The sequence below is a fragment of the Paracoccus sp. SCN 68-21 genome (genome assembly GCF_001724535.1).
Lineage (GTDB): Bacteria > Pseudomonadota > Alphaproteobacteria > Rhodobacterales > Rhodobacteraceae > Paracoccus > Paracoccus hibiscisoli.
In genome coordinates this window covers 19,431-43,744 of the sequence record NZ_MEES01000064.1, presented here as the reverse complement: position 1 = coordinate 43,744, position 24,314 = coordinate 19,431, and the positions used below count along the sequence as shown (strand labels likewise).

21 protein-coding genes are annotated in these 24,314 nt (G+C 70.5%); 11 read left to right on the top strand and 10 right to left on the bottom strand.

The annotated features are described in order from the left end of the window. Positions 1-5 precede the first annotated feature (5 nt). The 4 genes from ABS73_RS13565 to ABS73_RS13550 are packed head-to-tail and all read left to right on the top strand — an operon-like array spanning position 6 to position 5,324. Positions 6-1,061: an ABC transporter ATP-binding protein gene (locus ABS73_RS13565; protein ID WP_277023815.1), complete on the top strand. Its 1,056-nt coding sequence runs from the start codon at positions 6-8 to the stop codon at positions 1,059-1,061. After that, positions 1,058-1,981, top strand: a complete 924-nt coding sequence (locus tag ABS73_RS13560) for a Gfo/Idh/MocA family protein (RefSeq protein ID WP_277023817.1) — start codon at positions 1,058-1,060, stop codon at positions 1,979-1,981. Before ABS73_RS13565 ends, ABS73_RS13560 begins: the two co-directional genes overlap by 4 nt. Continuing rightward, positions 1,978-3,126, top strand: coding sequence for a galactonate dehydratase (gene dgoD / locus ABS73_RS13555; protein ID WP_277023820.1), 1,149 nt, complete (start codon positions 1,978-1,980; stop codon positions 3,124-3,126). Before ABS73_RS13560 ends, dgoD begins: the two co-directional genes overlap by 4 nt. A gap of 2 nt (positions 3,127-3,128) precedes the next feature. Further along, positions 3,129-5,324, top strand: a complete 2,196-nt coding sequence (locus tag ABS73_RS13550) for a glycoside hydrolase family 2 protein (protein ID WP_277023822.1) — start codon at positions 3,129-3,131, stop codon at positions 5,322-5,324. On the opposite strand, the gene ABS73_RS13545 is transcribed toward ABS73_RS13550, so the two are convergent. The 5 genes from ABS73_RS13545 to ABS73_RS13525 form a co-directional block, all read right to left on the bottom strand. Beyond that, entirely contained in the window at positions 5,321-6,310 is a 990-nt protein-coding gene (locus ABS73_RS13545) for an aldose epimerase family protein (RefSeq protein WP_277023825.1), read from the bottom strand. The genes ABS73_RS13550 and ABS73_RS13545 overlap by 4 nt on opposite strands. 54 nt (positions 6,311-6,364) lie before the next feature. Next, entirely contained in the window at positions 6,365-7,138 is a 774-nt protein-coding gene (locus ABS73_RS13540; protein WP_277023827.1) for a hypothetical protein, read from the bottom strand. A gap of 9 nt (positions 7,139-7,147) precedes the next feature. Continuing rightward, positions 7,148-8,563 (bottom strand): dihydrolipoyl dehydrogenase, encoded by a 1,416-nt coding sequence (locus ABS73_RS13535; protein WP_277023829.1) that lies wholly within the window; start codon positions 8,561-8,563, stop codon positions 7,148-7,150. A 75-nt stretch (positions 8,564-8,638) separates the two neighbouring features. Next, positions 8,639-9,370, bottom strand: a complete 732-nt coding sequence (locus ABS73_RS13530) for an anti-sigma factor (RefSeq protein ID WP_277023831.1) — start codon at positions 9,368-9,370, stop codon at positions 8,639-8,641. After that, a complete protein-coding gene (locus tag ABS73_RS13525; protein ID WP_277023833.1) occupies positions 9,367-9,930 on the bottom strand; it encodes a sigma-70 family RNA polymerase sigma factor in 564 nt (187 codons plus the stop codon). The genes ABS73_RS13530 and ABS73_RS13525 overlap by 4 nt, the downstream gene beginning before the upstream one ends. 204 nt (positions 9,931-10,134) lie before the next feature. On the opposite strand from ABS73_RS13525, the gene ABS73_RS13520 reads away from it, so the two are divergent. Further along, a complete protein-coding gene (locus tag ABS73_RS13520; RefSeq protein WP_277023834.1) occupies positions 10,135-10,914 on the top strand; it encodes a DUF4394 domain-containing protein in 780 nt (259 codons plus the stop codon). 96 nt (positions 10,915-11,010) lie between these two features. On the opposite strand, the gene ABS73_RS13515 is transcribed toward ABS73_RS13520, so the two are convergent. Continuing rightward, positions 11,011-11,586 carry a LysE family translocator gene (locus ABS73_RS13515; protein WP_277023836.1) on the bottom strand — a complete coding sequence of 192 codons (576 nt, stop codon included), beginning with the start codon at positions 11,584-11,586 and terminating at the stop codon, positions 11,011-11,013. Between the two features lie 105 nt (positions 11,587-11,691). On the opposite strand from ABS73_RS13515, the gene ABS73_RS13510 reads away from it, so the two are divergent. From ABS73_RS13510 to ABS73_RS13485, 6 genes are all read left to right on the top strand, one after another. Further along, positions 11,692-12,135 (top strand): Lrp/AsnC family transcriptional regulator, encoded by a 444-nt coding sequence (locus ABS73_RS13510; RefSeq protein ID WP_277023890.1) that lies wholly within the window; start codon positions 11,692-11,694, stop codon positions 12,133-12,135. Between the two features lie 127 nt (positions 12,136-12,262). Continuing rightward, entirely contained in the window at positions 12,263-13,351 is a 1,089-nt protein-coding gene (locus ABS73_RS13505; RefSeq protein ID WP_277023838.1) for a sensor histidine kinase, read from the top strand. Positions 13,352-13,399: 48 nt separating this feature from the next. Beyond that, entirely contained in the window at positions 13,400-15,013 is a 1,614-nt protein-coding gene (locus ABS73_RS13500) for an FAD/NAD(P)-binding protein (RefSeq protein ID WP_277023839.1), read from the top strand. A 76-nt stretch (positions 15,014-15,089) separates the two neighbouring features. Next, on the top strand, positions 15,090-15,518 hold the full coding sequence (locus tag ABS73_RS13495; RefSeq protein WP_136856596.1) for a ribbon-helix-helix domain-containing protein: 429 nt from the start codon (positions 15,090-15,092) through the stop codon (positions 15,516-15,518). After that, positions 15,515-16,579, top strand: a complete 1,065-nt coding sequence (locus ABS73_RS13490) for an extracellular catalytic domain type 1 short-chain-length polyhydroxyalkanoate depolymerase (protein ID WP_277023843.1) — start codon at positions 15,515-15,517, stop codon at positions 16,577-16,579. Before ABS73_RS13495 ends, ABS73_RS13490 begins: the two co-directional genes overlap by 4 nt. A gap of 85 nt (positions 16,580-16,664) precedes the next feature. Continuing rightward, positions 16,665-19,025 (top strand): AI-2E family transporter, encoded by a 2,361-nt coding sequence (locus tag ABS73_RS13485; protein WP_277023846.1) that lies wholly within the window; start codon positions 16,665-16,667, stop codon positions 19,023-19,025. Here ABS73_RS13485 and ABS73_RS13480 read toward each other — a convergent pair. From ABS73_RS13480 to ABS73_RS13465, 4 genes are read right to left on the bottom strand one after another with little or no spacing between them, the layout of a single operon-like run. Next, entirely contained in the window at positions 19,022-20,176 is a 1,155-nt protein-coding gene (locus ABS73_RS13480; RefSeq protein WP_277023848.1) for a glycosyltransferase, read from the bottom strand. The two genes, ABS73_RS13485 and ABS73_RS13480, sit on opposite strands and share 4 nt — an antisense overlap. Then, positions 20,173-21,144, bottom strand: a complete 972-nt coding sequence (locus ABS73_RS13475) for a glycosyltransferase (protein ID WP_277023849.1) — start codon at positions 21,142-21,144, stop codon at positions 20,173-20,175. Before ABS73_RS13475 ends, ABS73_RS13480 begins: the two co-directional genes overlap by 4 nt. Next, entirely contained in the window at positions 21,141-22,289 is a 1,149-nt protein-coding gene (locus ABS73_RS13470) for a glycosyltransferase (protein WP_277023852.1), read from the bottom strand. The genes ABS73_RS13475 and ABS73_RS13470 overlap by 4 nt, the downstream gene beginning before the upstream one ends. After that, positions 22,282-24,300, bottom strand: a complete 2,019-nt coding sequence (locus ABS73_RS13465) for an HAD-IIB family hydrolase (RefSeq protein WP_277023854.1) — start codon at positions 24,298-24,300, stop codon at positions 22,282-22,284. Before ABS73_RS13465 ends, ABS73_RS13470 begins: the two co-directional genes overlap by 8 nt. Between the last annotated feature and the right edge of the window lie 14 nt (positions 24,301-24,314).

The following is a 24,314-nucleotide window of genomic DNA, read 5'->3' as shown; positions in this document are numbered from 1 at the left end:
TTGCCATGTCCGGCGTCCAGTTAAGCCGCGTCACCAAGGATTTCGGCCCCGTGCGGGTCATTCACGGCGTCGACCTGGAGGTCGATCAGGGAGAGTTCTGCGTCTTTGTCGGCCCCTCGGGCTGCGGGAAGTCGACCCTGCTGCGGATGATCGCGGGCCTGGAGGAGACCAGCGCCGGAGAGATCCGCATCGAGGCCCAGGACGTCACCCATGCCGACCCCGCCGACCGGGGCGTGGCGATGGTGTTCCAGACCTATGCGCTTTATCCGCATATGACGGTCGCCCAGAACATGGGCTTTGGCCTGAAGATGAACGGCCACCCCAAGGCCCAGATCGCCGCCAAAGTGGCCGAGGCCGCCCGCATCCTGAAGCTTGACCCGCTGCTGGACCGCAAGCCCGCCAACCTGTCGGGCGGTCAGCGTCAGCGCGTGGCGATCGGGCGCGCCATCGTGCGCGGCCCCAAGGTGTTCCTGTTCGACGAGCCGCTGTCCAACCTGGATGCCGAGCTGCGCGTCGAGATGCGCGCCGAGATCGCGCGCCTGCACCGAGAGCTGGGCGCGACGATGATCTATGTCACCCATGACCAGGTCGAGGCGATGACCATGGCCGACAAGATCGTCGTCCTGCGCGCGGGCCGGATCGAGCAGGTGGGCAGCCCGATGCGGCTCTATGACGACCCCGACAACCGCTTTGTCGCGGGCTTTATCGGCAGCCCGGCGATGAATTTCGTGGCCGGGCGCGTGCAGGGCGGACAGGTCGTGACGGCCGCCTTTGACGCGACCCTGCCCGCCACCAGCCCCGCCCTGACTGATGGCCGCGCGGTCGAGATCGGGCTGCGCCCCGACGCGTTGACCCTGACTGCCGACGGCCCTTTCCGGGTGGAACTGGCCGAGAATCTGGGCGGCACGACCTTCGCGCATCTGCGCGCGCCCTCGGGCGAAAAGCTGATCGTGCAGACCACGCAGCGTCTGGACCCGGCGGGCGGCGGCAGCGTCGGCCTGACCTTTGATCCGGCACATGCGTTCTATTTCGACGCCCAGACCGGGCAGCGGCTGAGATGAGCCTGCGCATCGGACTTGTGGGTCTGGGCACCATCGCGCGCGCCCAGCACCTGCCCGCCATTGCCGCGACCGATGGTGTGACGCTGACCGCCATCGCCAGCCGCAATGCGACACTGGACGGCGTCGCGAACCATCGCGACGTGGCCGAGATGCTGGGTGATGTGGACGCGGTGTCGCTGTGCACCCCGCCGCAGGGGCGGTTCGATCAGGCGATGGCGGTGCTGCGCGCAGGCCGCCACCTGATGCTGGAGAAACCCCCCGGCGCCACCCTGTCCGAGATGGCCGTCCTTGAGGCCGAGGCCGCGCGCCAGGGCGTCACGATTTACGCCACCTGGCACTCGCGCGAGGCGGCGGCGGTGGATACCGCCCGCGACTGGCTGGCCCGGACACGCATCCGCGCCGTCCGCATCGACTGGTGCGAGGATGTGCGCAAATGGCATCCGGGGCAGGAGTGGATCTGGCAGCCCGGCGGCTTGGGCGTCTTTGACCCCGGCATCAACGCGCTGTCGATCCTGACCGCGCTGATCCCCGGCGTGCGGCTGGTCGATGCCGACCTGCATGTGCCCGCGAACCGCCAGACCCCCATCGCGGCCGATCTGAGCCTGGAGGCGGGCCATCCCATCGCCGCGCATTTCGACTGGCGCGTGACGGGGGGAGAGACATGGCAGATCGCCTTTGACACCGATGCGGGCGCGGCGACCCTCTCCGAAGGGGGCGCGCGCTTCACCGCGCCGGGCCTGCAGACCGCCGGAGAGAACCGCGAATATTCCCGCCTTTACGCCCGCTTCCGCGATCTGGTCGCGGCGGGCGACAGCGATCTGGACCTGGCGCCGCTGCGTCTGGTCGCCGATGCCTTCCTGACGGGCCGCCAGCACGCGGCCCCCGCCTTCGAGGCCCCCAATTCTGAGGACCGCCCATGAAAATCACCGCCGTCGAGACCTTCATCGTTCCGCCCCGCTGGTGCTTCGTCAAGATCAGCACCGACGCGGGCATCAGCGGGTGGGGCGAACCCGTTCTGGAGGGCCGCGCCGCCTCTGTCGCCACCTGCGTCGAGGAGCTGTCGGACTATCTGATCGGCCGCGACCCGCGCCTGATCCAGGACCATTGGACGGTGATGTATCGCGCCGGCTTCTATCGCGGCGGCGGCATCCACATGTCGGCCATCGCGGGGCTGGATCAGGCGCTGTGGGACATCAAGGGCAAGGATCTGGGCGTGCCGGTCCATGCCCTGCTGGGCGGGCAGCTGCGCGACCGCATCCGCGTCTATAGCTGGATCGGCGGCGACCGTCCGGGCGACACCGCGCGGATGGCGCGCGATTGCGGCGACCGGGGCTTTACCGCCGTCAAGATGAACGGCACCGAGGAGATGCAGTTCGTCGACAGCCACGCCAAGGTCGATCAGGTCCTGGAGCGCGTGCAGGCCATCCGCGAGGAGATGGGCCCCGATTTCGGGATCGGCATCGATTTCCACGGCCGGGTGCATCGCCCGATGGCCAAGGTTCTGGCGCGTGAGCTGGAACCCTTCCGCCTGATGTTCATCGAGGAACCCGTCCTGTCGGAACATGCCGAGGCGCTGCGCGAGATCGCGAACCACTGCTCCACCCCCATCGCGCTTGGGGAACGCCTGTATTCCCGGTGGGATTTCAAGGCGATCCTGCAGGGCGGCTATGTTGACATCATCCAGCCCGATCCCAGCCATGCGGGCGGCATCACCGAAACCTATCGCATCGCCGCCATGGCCGAGGCGCATGACGTGGCGCTAGCGCTGCACTGCCCGCTTGGACCCGTCGCGCTGGCCGCGAACCTTCAGCTGGACGCGGTCTGCTATAACGCCTTCATCCAGGAACAGTCGCTTGGCATCCACTATAATCAGGGCAGCGACCTGCTGGATTATCTGACCGACCCGTCGGTCTTTGCCTATGACGACGGCTTCGTCACGATCCCGCAAGGGCCGGGTCTGGGCATCGAGGTGAACGGGGACAAGGTCCGCCAGATGGCCGCCCAAGGGCACCGCTGGCGCAACCCCGTCTGGCGCCATGCCGACGGCAGCTTTGCGGAGTGGTGAACATGCGGACCATCGAAAAACTGAACCACGGCTGGATCTTTGCTGAAGGGGCCGCCGACCCTGCCGCGCCGCTTTCGGGCGCGTCGGTGACGCTGCCGCATAACGCCGTCGACTTGCCGCTGAGCTATTTCGACGAGGCCTGTTATCAGCGCCCCTTCACCTATCAGCGCGTGATCGCGTGGGATGACGCATGGGCGGGCCGCCGGGTGCAGTTGCGCTTTGACGGTTCGATGGCCGACAATGTAGTCTGGGTGAACGGGGTCCAGGTCGTGGCGCATCCCGACGGCTATACGCCGTTTGTGGCCGATCTGACCGACCATCTGCGCCCCGGCGACAATCTGGTCACGGTGCGGATCGACGGGTCGGAAAACCCCGCCATCCCGCCCTTTGGCGCGCAGATCGACTATCTGACCTATGCGGGGATCTATCGCGATGTCTGGCTGATGGTGCTGCCCGAACGGCACCTGACCAATGCCCGCATCCTGACGCCCGACGCGCTGTCGGACGCCAAGACCGCCGTGATCCGCCCCGAGGTCACCGCCCCCGGCCCGATCCGCGCCTGCCTGCTGGACGGTGATCGTGAGATCGCCACCGTGGAGGGCGAGGGCGAGTTGACCCTGTCGGGCCTGACCGGCCTGTCGCTGTGGTCCACTGACAACCCGCAGCTCTATACGGTGGAACTGACCCTGCCCGACAGCGGTGACGTGACCACGCACCGCTTCGGCTTCCGCACCGCGGAATGGACGCCGCAGGGGTTCCTGCTGAACGGCCAGCCGATCAAGCTGCGCGGGCTGAACCGGCATCAGGCTTGGGCGCATCAGGGCTATGCCGCGGGCCGACACGCGCAGGAGCGCGACGCCGAGATCCTGCGCCATGATCTGGGCTGCAACATGGTCCGCACCTCGCATTATCCGCAAAGCCCATGGTTCCTGGACCGCTGCGACGAGATCGGGCTGTTGGTGTTCGAGGAGATCCCCGGCTGGCAGCATATCGGCGACGAGGCCTGGCAGGACCGCAGCGTGGACAACGTGCGCGCCATGATCACCCGCGACTGGAACCATCCCAGCATCGTCATCTGGGGCGTGCGCATCAACGAAAGCCCGGACAGCCACGATTTCTATGTGCGCACCAACGCGCTGGCGCGCGAGCTGGACCCGACGCGGGCCATCGGCGGCGTGCGCTGCATCACCGACAGCGAGCTGCTGGAGGATGTCTATACGATGAACGATTTCATCCTGGACGAATCCGAGCTGCCGCTGATCAACCGGCCGCGCACCCCACTGCGCCCGGTGGAAGAGGTTACGGGCATCAAGAAACCTGTCCCCTATCTGGTCACCGAATATAACGGCCACATGTTCCCGACCAAGGCGCATGACCCGGAGCTGCGCCAGATGGAGCATGTGATCCGCCACCTTGAGGTGCTGAACGCTGCCCATGGCGATCCGGCGATCTCGGGATGCATCGGCTGGTGCATGTTCGATTACAACACGCACAAGGATTTCGGCGCGGGCGACCGCATCTGCCATCACGGGGTCATGGACATCTGGCGAGAGCCGAAATTCGCGGCCCATGCCTATGGCAGCCAGAAGCCGCCCGCCGAAGGCATCGTGATGGAGCCTGTGACCTTCTGGGCGCGCGGAGAGCGCAATATCGGCGGCGTCCTGCCCCTGATCATCCTGACCAACTGTGACGAGGTCGAATTCGAATGCGCGGGCGTCACCCGCCGCGTGGGCCCCGACCGCGCCCGGTTCCCGCATCTGCCGCATCCGCCCGTCATCATCGACCACCGCCATATCAGCGCCGAGGAGCTGGGCCAGTGGGGCATGAGCTGGCATCCGGGCCGCATCACCGGCTGGCTGAAGGGCGAACAGGTCGCGGTGCGCGATTATGTGGCCGACCCGCTGCCCACAACGCTGCAGGTCGCGCCCGACCGCGACGCGCTGCCGGCGGATGCGGATATCGACCTGCGGGTGATGCTGCGCGCGCTGGACCAGGCGGGCAACCGGCTGCCCTTCCTGGATGCGGGCATCGCGGTCACGGTGGACGGCCCCGCGCGGCTGATCGGCCCCGACCTGCGCATGCTGCAGGGGGGCACGACGGGCCTGCTGCTGCGCCTGACCGGAGAGGTCGGTCAGGTCCGCATCACCGCGCGGCACCCGCAATTCCCGGACGGTCAGGCCACGGTCACGGTCGGCTAGGGACGGTCCAGCAGATAGCGCGTCTCGGTCCGCCAGACGGTGCCGGGGCGCAGGATCGTGGGCGGGAAGTCGGGGCGGTTCGGGGCGTCGGGCCATTCCTGCGCCTCGAAGGCCACGGCGGATTGCGGGCGGGCCGTCTGGCCCGGGTGGCCGGGCAGGCCCGCATCGGGGAAATGCGCGCCGTCATAAACCTGCAGCCCCGGCGCGGTGGTCAGCACCCGCAGCCGCAGGTCGGGGGCGGTCAACCGCGCCACCTCGCGCAGCGGCTGGTGGTCGTCCGACAGGCAGAAGCAATGGTCCAGCCCCGCGCGACCCAGGGGCCGGGCCGTTCGGAAATCGAACCGCGTGCCCGCGACCGACGCAGGCGCATCCGGCAGCGGGATCAGCGCGTCATCGACCGGCAGATAGCGGTCCGCCGCGACCTGCAGCAGGTGGTCGCCGGACCCGTCGGGCGACAGGGTCCAGTATCCGTGATGCGTCAGGTTGCAGGGCGTGGGCCGCGTCGCGGTGGCCTGCAGCGCCACGGTCACGCCCGCCACGCCACCCACATCCGACAGGCTCAGCGTGGCCAGGGCCTGCATCGCGCCGGGAAAGCCCATCTCTCCGTCGGTGAAATCCAGCGCCAGGCTCACCGCATCGGGGGCCGCGCGGGTGATCCGCCACAGCCGGACCGAGGCACCCGCACTGCCGCCATGCAGGCAGTTCGGCGCCTCGTTCGCGTCGACCGCGTGATCGCGCCCCGACAGGCGGAACCGTGCCCCCGCGATGCGGTTCGCGAACCGCCCGACCAGCGCGCCCACATGGCGGAACGGGTCCAGATAGGCGGCGGGGTCGGGATGGCCCAGGACCAGCGGGCGATCGACCCCGTCCAGCCGCAGGTCCTGAATGATGCCGCCCAGGGTCAGCACCCGCGCCCTGAGGCGCCCCGATTGCAGGTCCACGGCCTGCACCCGCCGCCCGTCGGGCAATTGTCCCATGTCGATCATCGTCGTCCCCCCGTTTTGCCGCGATCTGACAGCGGCGCGGGGCGGAAGGCAAGATCAGCCGCGCTGCGCCTCGGTCCGGGCCAGCTTGTCCTCGACCCGGCGAAAGGCGGCCAGCAGTTCGTCCTTGAACTGACCGGGCGCGAATTCGCGCAGGCCGGAATGGGCCGCGCACAGCCAGCGTAAATCGCGCGTCAGCGCCGCCAGCCCGTGCAGCCAGTCGCGGAAATCGCGCACCGCGCCCGCGCGGGGCAGCAGCGCCTGCGGCAGGGTCGGGTGCAGAAAGACGCGCGGTTCGGGGAACAGGCGGCGCAGCAGGCCCGGCACCGGCATCAGGTTGATCGTGTCATCGACATGCAGCGTGCGGCTGGCCGGGTGCCAGGCCAGCAGCGATCCGGCATGGACGCGTTCGTTCCGGCTGACATAGTCGATGCCGCGCGGCAGGGACAGGACCAGATCGTCGGCGAACATGTCCTGAACTTCGGGCGATTCGACGGGCTCGGGGCGCCAATCCAGATCGGGGTGGCGCAGGCGGTGGCGATGCGCGCCGAACAGCGCCGCATGGGGCAGGTCGCGGGCGATGGTCGCGCAATGCAGCGTGTGGAAAGGGTGCAGGTTCAGCACCGCCTGAATGGCGCGGCCCTGATCGGTCAGCGCCATCACCTGATCGCGCACAGCCCCCGTCAGCGGATAACTGTCCAGCATCACGAACCGCCCCGTGGACAGCCGCACCAGCGCCGCCTGCGTGCCGACATTCAGCACGCCGCCGATGCGCAGATCGCCCCGGATCGTCCAGAAGCCGTGGTCAAGATCGTGGATCGCTTCGGTCATTCGGTCACCTCATGCGCCGGGGGCCTGGCCGAAATCGCGGCTGTCGGGTTCGGGCTGGCGGGTTTCGCGGCAGATCTGGCGCAGCGCGGCCTTCATGCCTTCTTCCAGGGTCGGATGATAGAAAGGCATTTCCAGCAGGCCCGATGCCGTGGCCCCCGACTGCACGGCCCAGGCCAGCAGATGGGCCAGATGCTCGGCCCCCGGACAGCACAGATCGGCGCCGATCAGGCGGCCCTGGGCGTCGGCATGGATGGTCATCACGCCCTCGGCCCGCGCCTCGGTCCGGGCGCGGCCCTGGTTGCCGTAGTCGCTGTGGCCGCAGATCACGCCATCGCCCGGCCCCGCGCCGACCGAGGCCAGCGGCGGGTCGGTGAAGGTCAGCGCAAAGGCCGGGCTGCGCGTGCCCGGCGTCACATCGGGATGGGTCGCGGCATTGCGCCCGGCGATGGCGCCCTCGGTCGAGGCCTCGTGCAAGAGCGTCGCATCGGCATCGGCGTCGCCTGCGATGAAGATGGCCGCATCGCCGCATTGCATCGTCAGGCGGTCAAAGACCGGCGTGCCGTGATCGTCCAGCGCCAGCCCCGAGGCCGCAAGGTCCAGCCCCTCCAGGTTCGGCGGGCGGCCCGTGGCGACCAGCACATGGCTGAAGACCTGCGCGCCCTGCGACGCGCCAGACCAGCGGATGCGGATGCCGTCATCGGCGGGTTCGGGCGTCGTCTTAACCCCCAGGCACAGGGTGATGTCGCGCGCCACGGCCGTGCGCAGCGCGTCATGGACCGCATCGCCCCGCGCCTTGCCAAGGCGGTCGCCCTGATCGAACAGCGTCACCGGCACGCCAAGGCGGCCCATCGCCTGCGCCAGCTCCAGCCCGATGGGGCCGCCGCCGATGACGGCCAGGCTGGCGGGCAGGTCGGGCAGCTCGAACACGGTCTCGTTGGTCAGGATGCGCGGGCCCAGATCCCGGAAGGGGCCGGGCACCAGCGCGGTCGATCCGGTGGCGATGACCACCGCGCCCGCCTGGACCTGGCGCCCGTCTGACAGCGCCAGCCGGGTGGGTGCGACAAATCGCGCACGCGCCCGGATCATGGTCCCCTGGGGCAGATCGTCCAGCCCCTCGCGGGTGAAGGCCACAAAGCGGTCGCGTTCCGCCCGCACGCGGGCCATCACCGCGGGGCCGTCGATGACCGGGTCGCCCGGACGCACGCCAAAGACCGGCGCGCGGCGCGACGCATGGGCGGCATGGGCCGCCGCGATCAGCAGCTTGGACGGCATGCAGCCCGTGTTGGCGCACAGCGTGCCACGGAATTCCGGGTCGATCAGCAGGGTGCGGGCACCAGCCTTGCGCGCGGCGCGTTCGGCGGCAAGGCCTGCGGTCCCCGCACCGATCACGGCCACGTCGCAGGTCAGGCCGGGGCGGTCGGTCATGGGGGGCATCGGTCCCTTGCAGGGTTGCGTTCCCCCCCTCAACCGGCAAAAGCGCCGCGCGTTCCCTGGCTGCGGTCAGATGTCCTGCGCGGCGGCCAGCCCCTTGGCGATGATCGGCCCGGTCGGGCGCCCGGTGGGCGAGCCGCCCGCAGGCTCCAGCGTGATCTCATAGAGCTGGGCATCGGCGGGGGCGGGCAGGTCCGGCCCCGCCAGCGACGCCGCCCGCGGCCCGTCCAGCACCCCGAGCGAGCGTGGCCCCATCTCGACCGAGGGCAGGGTCCAGGCCTGGATCGCAAAGCCCGGCGGGACCTCGACATCCGACACAAAGCGGATCTGCGCGGTCTCATTGCCGTAATCCTCGATGATGGCGCGGGGCTGGCCCTGATCGTCCAGCAGCACGGCCACGACCTGGGGCGCGGGGGCGGGGCGCTGCATGGCGCCGCCAAAGCCTAAGGCCAGGCCCAGCACCAGCGACGCGGCCAGCCCCGCCAGCCAGCGGCGCGGCGCGCGGGGCAGGTTGGCGGGCACCGGCGCGACCGTGGGGTCGCCCGACAGCGGCAGGGGCGCGCCGTCCTGGGGCGTGCGCGCGATGATCGCCTGCAGGCGGTCGGCGAAACCGGGGGGCAGGGCCAGCGCCTCGGCCGACAGGTCCAGCGGCAGCAGCTGGTCGCGCAGGCGGGCGACATGGGCGGCCAGGGCGGGGTCGGCGGCCATCAGCGCCTCGAACAGCTCGGTCTCGGTGGGCGACATCAGGCCCAGCACATAATCGTCGGCAAAGGCGGTCACGTCATCGCGAAAGGCATTCATGACAGACACTCCCGCAGCGAGGCCAGGCCACGCCGGATCCATGATTTAGCCGTGCCAAGCGGCACCCCCTGGCGGGCCGAGATCTCTCCGTGGCTGTAGCCCGCGACATGCGCCAACAGGATCGCGCGCCGCGCCGGGTCGTCCAGCGCATCCAGGCATTCGCCAAGCCGTCCCTTGCCGGCCAGCAGCTTCCAGTCGTCGTCCGACACCAGCTCCTGGCGGGCCTCCTGCATGCGGGTCAGCTCATCGGGGGACAGGCTGGACAGGCGCGCGCCGTCGCGCAGGATCGTCAGGCAGCGGTTGCGCAGGATCGCATAGATCCAGCCGCGGGCCGAGCCGTCGGCCTGCCGCTGCTGCGCGGCCTTGCGCCACACCATGACCATCGCGTCCTGCAACGCCTCCTCGGCCAGGTCGTGACGGATCAGGATGCGGCGGGCCAGCCCCAGCAGGCGCGGGCCCTCCAGCTCCAGGATGGCGTCGATGCCCTGGGGGCGGCCCTCGGCGCAGTCGGTCACGGCGCGGTCCAGCCGGCGGTTGCGCTGTTCGGCGTCTTCGGTCACGAAAGCCCCCTGTTCTGGTTCCCCTTTCTGCCGCAAAGCGCGGCCGGGTTGCAACCGCCCGCAGGATCGGCGGGGCGGGCCGCGAAAGAATTTGGGGGTGCGTGCTTTTTTTCTGCATCCGGTTTCCCATCCGGCGCGTCACCCACATTAAGGACGGCGACACGCGCCGCCTGTGACAGAAGCTGAACCGAAAGGAACATCCCCATGTTTCGCATTGCTGCATTCTCGACCTCTGCCCTCGCGCTGTCCATTTCGGCGGCGGCTGCCGCGACCGGCGTCGGCCTGACCGACGACCGCACCCTGGTGATGTTCGACACCGAGACGCTGGAGGTCACCGGCACCATGGAGGTCGAGGGCGTCGACCGCCTGCTGGGCATCGACCTGCGCCCGTCGAACAACACGCTGGTCGGCGTGACCGATGACATGCGCATCGTCACCATCGACACCGCGACCGGCGCCGCGACCGAGCTGTCGACCATGGACACGCCGCTGGACGTGACCGACATGCCGGTGATCGTCGATTTCAACCCGATGGCCGACCGCCTGCGCTTCATGACCGGCACCACCAACCACCGCGTGAACGTGGACACCGGCGAGGTCACCGTGGACGGCAGCCTGAACTGGACCGCCGAGGACGAGAACGCCGAAGCCAGCCCGATGGTCGCCGCCGCCGCCTATATCAACAGCTATGGCACGCCGGATGCGACCGCGATGTACAACATCGACGCAGGGCTGGGCGCGCTGCTGCAGCAGACGGCGCCCAATGACGGCACGCTGGCCACCATCGGCATGCTGAACGTCGAGAACCCCGGCGAGGCGATGGCCTTTGACGTGCAGACCGATGCCGAGGGCGCCAACATGGCCTGGCTGGTGACCAACAACACCATCCATTCGGTCGATCTGGAGACCGGCGCCGCCACCGCCGCCGGCACGATCGAGGCCGAGGGCCAGATCCGCGACCTGACCGTCCTGCCCGCGATGTGATCCCATGCCGGGCCCGCGATGCGGGTCCGGCCGTTGCCGTTCATGGTACCCGACGCCCCCCTGCGATCCCTCCGCATGGGGGCGTCTTTTTGCGCGTCACAGCAGGACGGGCAGCATTGACCCCACCAGCAGGACCGCCATCGCGCCGTTGAACAGCCGCAGCCGCGCGGGGTCCGCGATCAGCCTTGCGATGCGCGCGCCCGCCAGCACCCACAGCAGATGACAGGGCAGCCCGATGGCGGCAAAGACCAGCGCCACCGTCACCGGGCCGCCCGGCACCGCCCCATGCGTGGCCAAGGCCGCCAGGACCATCGCCCAGGCCTTGGGGTTGACCCATTGGAACGCTGCCGCCTGCCACAGCGTCACGGGCCGTGCCGCCCGCGCCTGTCCGGGCGGCGCGGCGCGCGCGATGCGCCAGGCCAGCCACGCCACATAGGCCAGCCCCGCCGCCTGCATCGCGGCGCGCAAGCCGGGCCGCCCTTCGACCGCGGGCGCCAGACCCGCCCCAAGCGCCAGCACCATGACCGCAAAGCCCAGCATGATGCCCCCCATATGCGGCCAACTGCCCCGCAGCCCGCGATTGGCGCCGGTGGCCATCAGCATCGTGTTGTTCGGCCCCGGCGTGACGGTGGTTGCCGCCGCAAATGCCGCCAGCCCGATCAGCGCATCCATGCCTGTCTCCTGTCCGTGATCCGTCGGTGCAGCATGGCATGGCGGGGCTGGCGGATGTCCGTATTCCGCGCGATGATGGCGACTCATCTGCAGGAAAGACCCGTGATGGACGCAATCGACGACAAGATCCTGCATATCCTGACCACAGAGGGTCGAATCACCCATCAGGCCCTGGCGCAGCGCGTGGGGGTGTCGGCCTCGACCTGCCAGCGTCGGGTCGAGGCGCTGGAGAGGCGCGGCGTCATCGCGGGCTATCGCGCCGTTCTGGGCCCGGAGGCGCGCCAGATCGGCTTTGCCGCCTTCGTGCTGGTGGGGCTGGGGCGGCACACGGCGCGGGTTCAGCTGGCCTTCGAGGCGCGCTGCGCCGCAGCCCCGCAGGTCGTCGAATGTCACAACATCACCGGCACGGTCGAATATCTGCTGCGCGTCGAATGCCGCGACCTGGCCAGCTACAAGCAGTTCCACCACGAGGTGCTGGGCGGCTTTACCGAGCTGACCACCATCGTGACCCATGTCATCGTGGGCACCGCCAAGGACCAGCGCGCATGACACCCGCATGCGGCGGCGCGCGCCATGCGGGGTTTCCCCGCCGGTCGTTTTCTGGCATTGGCCGGAACGGCGTGCTTGCTAGAATGCCGCGCAACGGGCCATTCGTGCCGGCATCGGGGGACAGATCATGACGCAGGGCCCGCCGCAGAGCCTGACCGACCGGCTGCTGCACGGGCTGGGGCGCGCGCTGATGGCGCGCCGTTCGGTGCGGCTGCAGGTGGCGCTGGCGCTGACGGCCATCGCAGTGTCCACCGCGCTGCGCTTTGCGCTGGACCGGGCGCTGCCGCCGGGCTTTCCGTTCCTGACCTTCTTTCCGGCGGTGATGCTGACGCTGGTCTTTGCGTCGCTGCGGGCGGGGCTGGCGGTGGGCGTGGCCTGCGGGCTGATCGCATGGTATTTCTTCATCGAACCGCTGAACAGCGTGGCAATCACGTCGGGGGCTGTGCTGGCGCTTGGGTTCTATACGCTGATCATCGCGACGGACGTGATCTTCATCACCGCCGCCGGACGCGCGCTGGAACAGCGCGCCGCCGCGGAACGCCGGGCCAGCGGGCTGGCCCATGCCCGCAGCCTGATGTTCTCGGAGCTGCAGCACCGCATCTCGAACAACCTGTCCACGGTCGCGGCGCTGCTGCGCCTGCAAAGCCAGCAGGTCTCGGACGAGACCGCGCGCCAGGCGCTGGTGGCGTCGCAGACGCGCATCCGCTCGATCTCGCTGCTGCAGCGGCGGTTGCATTCGCCCGACATGCAGACACTGGACGCGGCCGACTATCTGCGCGAGGTGCTTCATGACGTGGTCCAGGTCGCGGGCGCGGGCGATGTCGCGCTGGAGGTTCAGGCCGACAGCCTGCCGCTGCCGCATGACACCGCCGTGCCCCTGGGCCTGATCGCCAGCGAGCTGGTGATGAACGCCATCGAACACGGTGCCCCGGCGCAGGGCCCGTCCCGCATCGCCGTGGCGCTGGCCGTGGCCCCCGCCGCGCGCGACGGGCGCGTGGCGGCCGTGCTGACCATCACCGATGGCGGCCCCGGCCTGCCGGAGGGCTTTGATCTGGAGGCGACCGACAGCCTGGGCCTGATCGTCGCGCGCCAGTTCGCCACCGCCCTGAACGGCGCGCTGAGCCTGGCGCGGGGCACCACGGGCGGCACCGTCGCGCGGCTGGATTTCCTGATCGACCCGCTGTCGCCGATGACCGGGCCCCCGACCAGCATTTGATGCCGGAACGCGCCCGGTCGGCGCGCGTTCACCGTCATGGACATTCACATGGCGCCCCCCCACATGCCGACACCAATCACCCCCCGACGCATCGCAATCATCGGCACTGGCCCGACCGGCATCTATACGCTGCGTCATCTGCTGGGGATGGGGCAGCCCCTGTCCGTCACCCTGCTGGAGCGTGGCCCCCAGGCCGGGATCGGCATGCCCTATTCCTCCGAGGCGGCCAGCCGCGCCATGCTGGCCAATATCGCCAGCATCGAGATCCCGCCCGTCGTGGTCCCCTATCTGGACTGGCTGCGCGCGCGGTCGGATGCCCAGCTGGGTCGCTATGGCCTTGCGCGCGGCGATCTGGATGACCGGCTGTTCACGCCGCGCCTGCTGCTGGGCGAATATTACCGCGACCAGCTGCTGATCCTGGTGCGCGATGCCCGGGCCGCCGGCCACGTCATCACCATCCGCGAGGGGACCGAGGTGCAGGACATCGCCCCGACCCCTGCCGGGCTGATGCTGGCGACCGATGCGGGCGTGGTCGGGCCGTTCGACCGGGCTGTCCTTGCGACGGGGCACCAGTTCCCCGACGCCGACGAGGCCACGCGGAGCTATTTCCCCAGCCCCTGGTCGGGCCTGATCGAGGCCAAGGTTCCCGCCTGTCGGGTGGGGGTGATGGGCACCTCGCTTAGCGCGATCGACGCGGCGATGGCGGTCGCGACCCAGCATGGCCGGTTCCGCCGCGACGGCGACGATCTGGTCTTTGACCGTGATCCGCAGGCAGAGGCGCTGCGGATCGTGCTGATGTCGCGGACCGGCATCCTGCCCGAGGCGGATTTCTATTGCCCGATCCCCTATCAGCCGCTGATGGTGGCGACCGGCCCGGCGCTGACCGCCTGTCTGTCGGCCCCCGCGCCGCTGGATGCGGCGTTCGAGCTGATCCGGGCCGAGATCATGCAGGCCGACCCGGCCTATGCCCTGCGCATGGGCCTGGGCGGTCTGGACGCGGACAGCTTTGCCGACGCCTATTTCGCCGCGCGGGCCGAGGCCGACCCGTTCCGATGGGCCCGCCGCAACCTGGCCGAGGTCGAGCGCAACCGCGCTGACCGCATCACCGTCGCCTGGCGCTATGCCCTGCTGCGCCTGCACGAGGCCGTGGAGGAGATCGTGCCCGACCTGTCCGACGATGACCGCGCCCGGTTCGATGCCGGGCTGAAGAAGGTGTTCGTCGACAATTATGCCGCCGTGCCGCCGGAATCGATCCGCCGCCTGCTGGCGCTTCGCGATGCGGGCATCCTGTCGCTGCTGACCCTGGGCGAGGATTACGACCTGACCCGCGAAGGCCCCGACTCGGTCATCGACCACCCCGGGGGGCGCGACCGGTTCGCGGTCTTCATCGACGCGCGCGGGCAGAAGGCGCTGACCAGCGAGGATCTGCCGTTTCCGTCCCTGCGGGGCGCGCTGCTGGACCAGGATCAGGACATCCCCGAGGTCGCGCAGGATTACAGCCTGCTGAACGCGGGCGATTTCACCGGCAGGCTGTGCCTTGCGGCCATCCCCTACCTGATGCACGACCGGCCCTTCGTGCAGGGTATCACCGCCTGCGCGGACATCGCCCAGGCCATCGCGGGCGGCACGGCGACCGGGCGCCGCCGCCGGCTGGTGTCATAGGGGCCCGATTGACATAAATCAGGTCGTATCCCTTCCTGAAACCATCCATATGGATGGTATCAGGAAGGGATACCCCATGGCTACACCATCGCCGGCCCGCACGGCCGATACCGAAAAGATCACCATCAACCTGGGCTTTGTCGATCTGGGGCGCATCGATCTGCTGGTGCGCGAGGGCTTCTACGCCAGCCGCAGCGACCTGATCCGCACCGCCATCCGCGCCCAGCTGGACCGCCATGACGCGGCGGTCGCCCCCGCGATCCGGCGCGACGATTTCGTCATGGGCCTGCGCGACATCTCCCGCCCCGAGCTGGAGACCCTGCAGGCCGCGCATCAGATGCTGGACCTGCGGGTCATCGGCCTGCTGCGCCTGGCCCCCGACATCACCCCCGATCTGGTGACCGCGACCATCGCCTCGGTCGAGGTGCTGGGCACCATTCAGGCACCGCCCGCCGTCAAGGCCGCGCTGCAATCCTGCCGACCCCCAAAAGGACCGCAATCATGACAAAACCCCTGACGCTGGACATGTCCAAGATCACGCAGCTGATGCGCGACGGACAGCTGAGCGAAGCCACCCGGATGATCCAGACCGGCCTGTCCGGCGACGCATCCCCGCAGGCCGCGCCCCCGATGCCGTTCCCGCAGATGGCCTTTCCGCAGGGCGGCTTTCAGAAACCCGCCTTTGCCGCCCCGTCGCTGGACGGGCTGCGGCGCGGGGGCGGTGCCGTCACCGTGCCTCAGGGCGGCCAGTGGAACTGGCGCACCCATCAGGGCGCCGGCCAAACCCGCGAGGTGCGCGTCTATGTCCCCGCCTCGGTCGGAGAGGAGGCGCCCGCGGGCCTGCTGCTGCTGCTGCACGGCTGCACCCAGGACCCGGACGATTTCGCGCGCGGCACCGCCATTTTGCAGGCGGCGGAACGCGACCGGGTGATCGTCGTGGCCCCCGCCCAGCCCACCAGCGCGAACATGAACCGCTGCTGGACCTGGTTCGACCCGCGCCACGCGGCCACGGATGGCGGAGAGGCGGCGTTTCTGGCCGACCTGACCCGCACCGTCGCCCAGGAACATGCGGTCCCGCCCGACCGGCGCTTTGCCGCGGGGCTTTCGGCGGGCGGCGCGATGGCGGTGATCCTGGGCGCGGTCTTTGCCGATGATTTCGGCGCGGTGGCCTGCCATTCGGGCCTGCCCAACGGGGCGGCGCGCGACATGGGTGGGGCCTTTGCGGCCATGTCGCAAGGCGGGCCCGGCCAGGGGCCCGGCGTGGGATGCCGCCTGTTCGTGATCCACGGAACCGCGGATCGCACCGTCACCCCGCGCAACGCAGAGGCCGTGCTGGACCAGGCGCTTCGCCGCCAGCCGGGGCTGACCCGCCGCGCCGCCGATGCGCGGCTGGAGGGGAATGCCGTCTGCATCGGGCGTCACCGTGACGCCGACGGCCAGCTGCGCATCCAGACCTGGACGGTGCAGGGGCTGGGCCACGCCTGGTCGGGCGGCGCGCCGCAGGGCAGCCATACCGCGCCGGGTCCCGACGCGACCGAGGCGATGATGCGGTTCTTTCTGGACTGAGACCGTCTGGATGGGGGCGGGCGGAACCCGGCCCCCCGTCGCGGGTTGAGCGGCGCGCCAAGCTGTGGCGCGCCGGGGACTCACCATGACATCGCAACTTTCGGGGCCGCTGCTGGCCCCCGCCGAACCGCCGCAGGATCGCACGGACATCGTCCGCATGGCCGCCTGGATGGTGGTCGGATCGGTCATCATCGGCCTGCTGTATTTCGGACAGGACGTGCTGATCCCGCTGGCCATCGCGTTTCTGGTCAGCTTTGCCCTGGGGCCGCTGGTGCGGGGGCTGGTCCGGCGCGGCGTGCCGCAGGTCGCGGCGGTGGCGCTGGTCATGCTGACGGTCATCGCGATGCTGTTGGGGCTGGGGCTGCTGATCACCTCTCAGGTCAGCGTGCTCAGCGCCGAGCTGCCGGCCTATCAATCCACCATCCGCACCAAGATCGCGGCGCTTGGCCAGTCGATGGAGGGGCCGGGCCTGTTCGACGGCGTGCTGCAGACCGTCGCCACCGTCCAGGACCAGATGGCCACCGCCCTGCAGGACGCGCCGGGCAGCGTGGCCGACCCGCTGGCGGTCACGGTGGTGGGCGACGGGCCGTCGCCCTTTTCCACGGCCATCGCCTGGCTGACGCCCGCGCTGGCGCCGCTGGCGACCCTGGGCATCGTGGTGGTGTTCGTGTTTCTGGTGCTGCTGGACCGGGGCGATCTGCGCGACCGGTTGATCCGCCTGCTGGGCGGCAACCTGCACCGGTCCACCGACGCGCTGGAGGAGGCGGGCAAGCGCATCTCGAAATATCTGCTGATGCAGCTGGTGGTGAACGTGACCTATGGCATTCCCATGGCGATCGGGCTGTGGGCCATCGGCGTGCCGGGATGGGTGCTGTGGGGGACGCTGGCCGCGATCATGCGGTTCATCCCCTATGTCGGGCCGATGCTGTCGGCGGTGTTTCCGCTGGCGCTGGCCTTTGCAGTCGATCCGGGCTGGGACATGGTGCTGATGGCGCTGGCGCTGATCCTGTTTCTGGAGCTGGTCAGCAACAACATCGTCGAGCCGCTGCTGTATGGCACCTCGACCGGGCTGTCGGCGCTGTCGCTGATCGCGGCGGCGACGTTCTGGACGGCGCTGTGGGGGCCGGTCGGTCTGATCCTGTCCACGCCGCTGACGGTCTGCCTGCTGGTCGTGGGGCGCAACCTGCCGCAGCTGGCGTTTTTCGACACGCTGCTGGGGTCCACGCCTGCGCTGGATTTACCGACGCGCATCTATCAGCGCCTGATCGCGGATGACCCGGACGAGGCCTATGACATCGCCACCGACGCCATCGCCGCGACTGGCGTGACGGGGTTCTACAACCAGTCCGGGCTGGAGGTGCTGCGCCAGGCCAGCGACGATTTCCACGCCAATGCGCGGGTCGAACACCGCCTGCGCGTGGTCGAGGGCATGGACAGCCTGCTGGACGACCTGCAGGAGGATCACCCCGCCGACCCGCCCGGCCCCGCCCGCATCGCCTGCATCGGCGGCAAATGGCAGGTTGATGCCATCTCGGCCCGGATGCTGGTGCATGGGCTGGCGCTGGCCGGTGTCGCGGCCGAAATGCGCCCCGCAGGCGCGGTCACCGCGCGTCAGGTCGCGGCCCTGCAGCTGGACGGCGTCGGGACGCTGTGCATCACCTCGTTCAGCCGCGACCCGGACACCGCGTTGCGCGCCACCGTGCGGCGGGTGCGCCGCCGCTGGCCCGACCTGCGCATCGTGCTGGCGCTGTGGAACGCGCCGGACGGGCAGGCCGGGGCCGACCGGGCCGCGGCCCTGGGCGTCGATCAGATCGTGCTGTCCCTGGAGGAGGCCGTCCAGCGCCTGACGCCCGCCGTCCCCGCCCCGACCCCCGCCGCCCCGGCCGAGGCCGCGCGCCTGTCCGCCCTGTCCACCAGCCGCGTGCTGGACGGTCATGCGCGGGCCGATCTGGACGATCTGGCGATGCGCGCGGCCGATGCGTTCGACGTGGGCATGGCCTTTGTCCTGGTGCTGGAGGCCGATGCCGAATATGTCGTCGGCCAGAACATCGACCTGCCCGGACGGCGCAGCGCGACCGACCCGGCGATGACCTGGCTGCCGCGCGGCGATGCCCTGGCAGCCGCCATCGTGGATGAGGACCGGACCCTGGTGGTGCCCGACACGGACCGCGACGCGCGGTTTTCGGACAACCCCGCGATCCGGCAATGGCAGGGGCGGTTCTTTGCGGGCACGCCGCTGCGCACGGCGGACGGTCATGTGCTGGGCGCGCTGTGTCTGGCCGACCGCGACCCCCGCCAGATCGCGGATGCCGAACTGGACCTGCTGGACCGCATCGCCGCCGAGGCCGTGGCGCTGATGACGCGCCAGGACGCGGTGATCCCCGAACCCCGCCGCGAGGTGCCCGCCGCCGTGCGAGGCGTGCTGGGCCAGCGCGTCCCGGACTAGACCGCGCCGGGCCGGGCCATCTCGCGCGTCAGCGCGGCGGGCAGCTCGATCGCGGCGAAATCGACGGCGGGAAAGGGGGCATCGCGGCCCGCGATGGCCTGGGCATACAGCGCCTCGTGTGCGGCGATCATGCGGGTCAGGGTGAAATGCGCCTCGACCCGGGCGCGGGGCAGGGTGCGGGGGATCGCTATCGCGTCGCGCAGGGCGCGGTCCAGACCCCTCCCGTCCGCAGCCGCCAGCCGACCGGCGGGTCCGATGACCGAGGCCGCGGCCCCCATCGCGATGGCCGCGACCGGCGTGCCGCAGGCCATCGCCTCGATCGCGGTCAGGCCGAAGGGCTCGTCCCATTGTGGCGTGAACAGCAGGGCCGAGGCGCGCCCGTATTCCACTGCCAGATCCGCCGCCGCCAGATGCCCGCCAAAGCGGATGTCGCCCGACAGCAGCGGCCGGATGCGGGTGGCGAAGTAATCGCCATCCTCGATCGCGCCGAACAGGGTCAGTCCGACCCCGGCGCGCCGCGCGGCGGCGATGGCCAGATGCGGCGCCTTGTTGGGCGTGATGCGCCCCGCCCAGACCGCCCGCCCGTCGCCCTGCGGCGAAAAGGGCCAATCCGCCAGATCAATGCCATTGGGCACCACATGCGCCCAAGGCGGCGGGCCGTCGGGGAAATAGGCCGCCAGATGGCTGTCCGAACAGCCCGTGACCCGGTGCCAAGGCGCGGCGCTGTCGCGGATGGCGCGGCGCAGCGCGTCAAAGGGCGGCACGTGCAGCGACGTGACCATCGGCACCCGCGCCTGCCGCGACAGGCGCGGGGGATAGCGGTGCAGCGTGTTGTTGTGGATTACGTCGAACCCCATCCCGGCCATCGCCTGCAGGGCATCGGCGTGGTGGTCGTCCAGATGCGCGTTCAGCGCCGCCGTGCCGTGCCACTGATGCCAAGGATAATCGCGGTCGTAATGCTGCGCCATCAGGGGCATGACCGTCATGCGGGCGCGGCTGTCGCCCGCTGCGACCAGGGTCACGTCATGGCCGCGCGCCTGCAGGGCATGGGCCAGATGATGGGCATGCGCCTCCATCCCGCCCATGAAGGGCGCGGCGATGGGGTGGCGGCAATGCGCCATGACGGCGATGCGCAGCGGGCGCGGCGTCATTCCGCCGCCGGCAGCAGCATGTCCTGCTGGTCGTGGGCCACGCGGGTGGCGCGGTCGGCGGACAGGCGGTCGGGGGCCTGCTGCAGTTGGTCGATGACGCGGCGTGAATTGGCATAGGGCATGTGCCCCTGCTGTTCGCACAGCGCGAATTCGGCGGGCCCCGGTTCGCGCAGCACCTGCAGACCGTCCGCGGTATTGCGGATCAGCCCCATCAGGCGGAAGGCGTGCAGCCAGTGCTCCATCGTGCGGTGGCCCCATTTGCGGGCGAACACCTCGGTGTTGCGCAGGACGGAATGCAGGTGGTGGACCGGCGGCATGCAATGGGGGTGATATTGGTGATAGACGCGGCCCCCCGCGATCCACCAGATCGGCAGGCCCGCCCCGGACCAGGCGCGGCCGAAATCGGTATCCTCGCCGCCATAGCCGGTGAAATCCTCGTCAAAGCGGGGACCGGCCAGCCAGTCGGCCCGCCACAACGCAAAGTTCAGCGACCAGAAACAGCGATAATCGCCGCAGGGCGCGATCCCCTGCGCGGGCGGTCCCTGGCGGTCGGAATGCTTGACCGCCAGCCCGGCAAAGCGGTCGAAATCCAGCCCCTGATCGGTGGCACCCTGGGGCAGATACAGCACCTCGCCCATGAACAGGCCGCGCCGCCCCTCCATCCGCGCCAGATAGCCCGCGATGAAATCGGGGGCGGGGATGCAATCGACATCGACAAAGACCAGCACCTGCCCGCAGGCGGCGTCGGCCACCGCATTGCGCGCCGCCGACAGCGGCAGTTCCGGCGCGGTGACGCGGATCTGGCGGATGGGAAAGTCGGTGGCGGGCAGGTCGTCATAGTCGTGGTCCTGCATCACGCCGATGATCAGTTCGCAGGGCTTGTGCTGCTGGGCCTGAAAACCCGCGACGACGTTTCTCAGATGGGCCGGGCGGCCGGCGGCGATGGTCAGGGCGGAAACGGTCGTCATGCGGGAACTCCTGTCGGGACGGGGGGTGCGGGCGCCGGGACCCACAGGCGATGGGCCAGATCCTCCAGCCAGCGGGCGGTGCCCTGGGCGGGGTCGGGCGTGATCAGGCGGGCCTGGGCTGCGGGGTCGTGCCCGTCGATGGCGGCGACCACCGCCGCGCGCCAGGCCTGCGCGCTGGATGGCAGATGCGGCAGGTGCAGCGCCACGCCCGCGCGGGCCAGGGCCTGCGCCTTGTGGTGCTGTTCGTCGAAATAGCGCCATTCCGGCACCACGATCCACGGGCGCCCGGCGGCCAGCACCTGCGCGCAGGTGGTGTTGCCGGTCGATGAGATCACCAGATCGGCCGCCGCCACATGGGTCGCGGGGTCGTCCACCCAGCCCTTGTGGGTCAGGTTGCCCCCTTGGGTCGCGTGCCAGTCGGGCTGCATCGCGCCGATGGTCAGCCAATGCCAGTCGGGAAAGGCCCGCGCCGCGACTCCCAGGGGGGCCTGCGCAAAGCCGTTGCCGCCCGCGCCCGACACCAGCAGCGCCATGGGCCGGTCGGGGTCCAGCCCCAGGGCCGCCCGCGCCGCCGCCCGGTCGGGCAGGGGGGTGCAGGCGATGCCCAGGCCCGGCGCGTGATGGATGCGGCCCGCCAGCCCCTGCCAGTCGGGCTGGTCCAGCGCCGCGTGGAACGGCGCCAGCAGCCCCGCGGCGCCCTGATAGGCGGCCTGGTGGCCCGGATCGTCGCGCTGGCCGTGCTGCAGGATCTTGACATGCGGGACCGAGCAGATGCGCGACAGCTGCGCGATCTCGGCGCTGACGTCGCAGATCATCAGGGCGGGGTCCTGATCAGCGAACCAGCCGGCGATGGTGCCCATCGCCTGACGGATGCCGGGCCAGCCCAGGGGCGCGCAATGCAGAGTATCGGGGGTGGGGACGGCGTCCATGTCGCATTCGCCGCCCGTGCGTTCGAACAGCGACGGGATGCGCAGGATGCGGGCATGGTCGGGCAGGGCGGGAAAGATGTCATCGCGCGCGCAAAAGATGGTCACGGGCCGCGTGGGCGGCAGCGCGTTGACGATGGCCGCGCAGCGTTCCGCGTGGCCGCGCCCCTGGTGATGCACGAAATAGCCGAAGGGCCGCTGCGGGGGTGTGTCACGCATGCGGCCGCCCCCGCGCCAGGCCAAGCCGCACCAGCCCGTCGATTACGCCCGCCGCATGGGCATGCGGGCTGCGATGCACGCGGCGGCCGCGCAGATGGGCCAGTTCCGCATAGGCGTTCGACGGCAGGATCGAGGCACCGCTGGCCGCCAGCATGTCGGCGTCGTTGCCGCTGTCGCCCGCCGCGATGCAATCATCCAGCGTCAGGCCGTGGCGCGCGGCCTCGAACCGCAGGGCGGCGGCCTTGCCGGCGGCCAGGGGCAGCACGTCGATGAACTGCCCGTGCGAGGCGATGACCTGCGCCGCCAGCCCGGCCTGCGACAGATCGCGCACGATCACGCCCGCCTGCGCCGCGGTGCCGGTCAGCGACAGCTTCCAGCGGCGCTGTTCGTGGCCTGCCTGCCAGACGGGGGCGCGGGCGGCCAGCACGGCCTCGACCGCGGCGCGGTCCCATGCGGCGTCCAGCAGGGCCGCGTAATCAGGGCAGGGATGCAGGCGGTCGCCCGCGCCCCACCGCCAGATCTCGGACCCGACCGAGGTGATGAACAGATCGGGTCGGGGCAGCGACCAGTCGCCCAGCACGCGGCGCGCCTGCGACACCGACCGCCCCGTGGCGACCGCGAACAGCAGGCCCGCGTCGCGCTGGCCGTGCCAGTCGACGAACCGCGCGGCGGCACGCGGGCAGCCGGTCAGCGTGCCGTCGATGTCGCAGGCCAGCACGCGCCGGATGCCCCCGCGCGGGGCCGGGGCCGGGCGGCGCAGCGCGTCGCAGACCGCCAGCGACCGCCGCGCCCAATCGCCCCAGTCATAGGCCGCCAGCGCGCGCGCCTGTGCCTGCGCGGCACCCGCGCCGTCGCCCATCAGGCGCAGGCAGGCGTCGGCGATGGCTGCCGGATCGGCCGGGTCGATCAGCGCGCCGTGGCCCAGCTGCGCAAGGATATCCACCGGGCCGCCATTGCGGGTCGCCACGACCGGAACGCCCGCCTGCGCGGCCTCGACCAGGGTCAGGCCAAAGGGCTCGTGCAGGGCCGGGTTCACGAACACGCCCCCCTGCGCTGCCCACGCATAAAGCGCGCGCAGCTGCGTCGCGTCATGGCGCGGCGGCAGGGCCACGCGCCCCCACAGCCCGTGGCGGTCGATGCGGTCGAACAGGCTGCGCAGCACCTGGACATGATCGACGGGGCCGCCCTCGATCCCGTCGCGCAGGCCCGCCAGGATCACCAGATTGGCGCGATCCTGCAGGGCGGGGCTGGCCGCATAGGCGTCGATCAGCCCGGCCAGGTTCTTCTTGGCCACCGGGCGGGCGACGGCCAGCACGATGGGACGGCTTGGGTCGCGCAGGAACGGCGTCAGCAGCGCATCGGCCGCCCCGGTGCCCCGGTCGGGCAACAGCGTGACACCCGGCGCCAGCACATGGCTGCGCCCCTCGGCCGCGGCGCCATAGGGGCGCAGCTGGCGTTCGGCCTCGTCGCGCGAGGACAGGATGATGGCCGATGCCCCCGCGACCGCGTCACGTTCGGCCCTGATGCGCCCGCGCAGCGCGGGGTCATGCGCTGCGTCCGGCCCCTTTTGCAGGGCCAGCGAGTGCGGGGTGTAGATCCAGGGGATGCCGAACTGTGCCTGTGCGGCCTGGGCCAGCCGGGCGGCATCGGCGAAATGCGCGTGAATCACGTCGGGGCGGCTGTCCATCTGCGCCAGCTGCGCGCAGAACGCGGCGGTCAGGGCGGGCAGTTCGGCCTCCAGCGCCTCCTTGGCCAGATAGGCGCGGTTCCCGGTCGACAGGCGCAGGATACGGGCGCGGGGGGCCAGCGGCTCGACCGGCAGGGCGTGGACGGGGTCGATGGCGTCAAAGACGCGGGTCACGACATCGACCGCGCGCACCTGCGGCAGCGCCGCCTGCGCCAGCGCCGCGCCCAGGACATAGGCGATGTGCCCGCCGGTATCCTCGGTCACGCCATAGCGCACCGGGGCCGCCCTGAGGCAACCGCCCAGGGCCAGATGGAGAATATGCATGATGATGCCTTTCG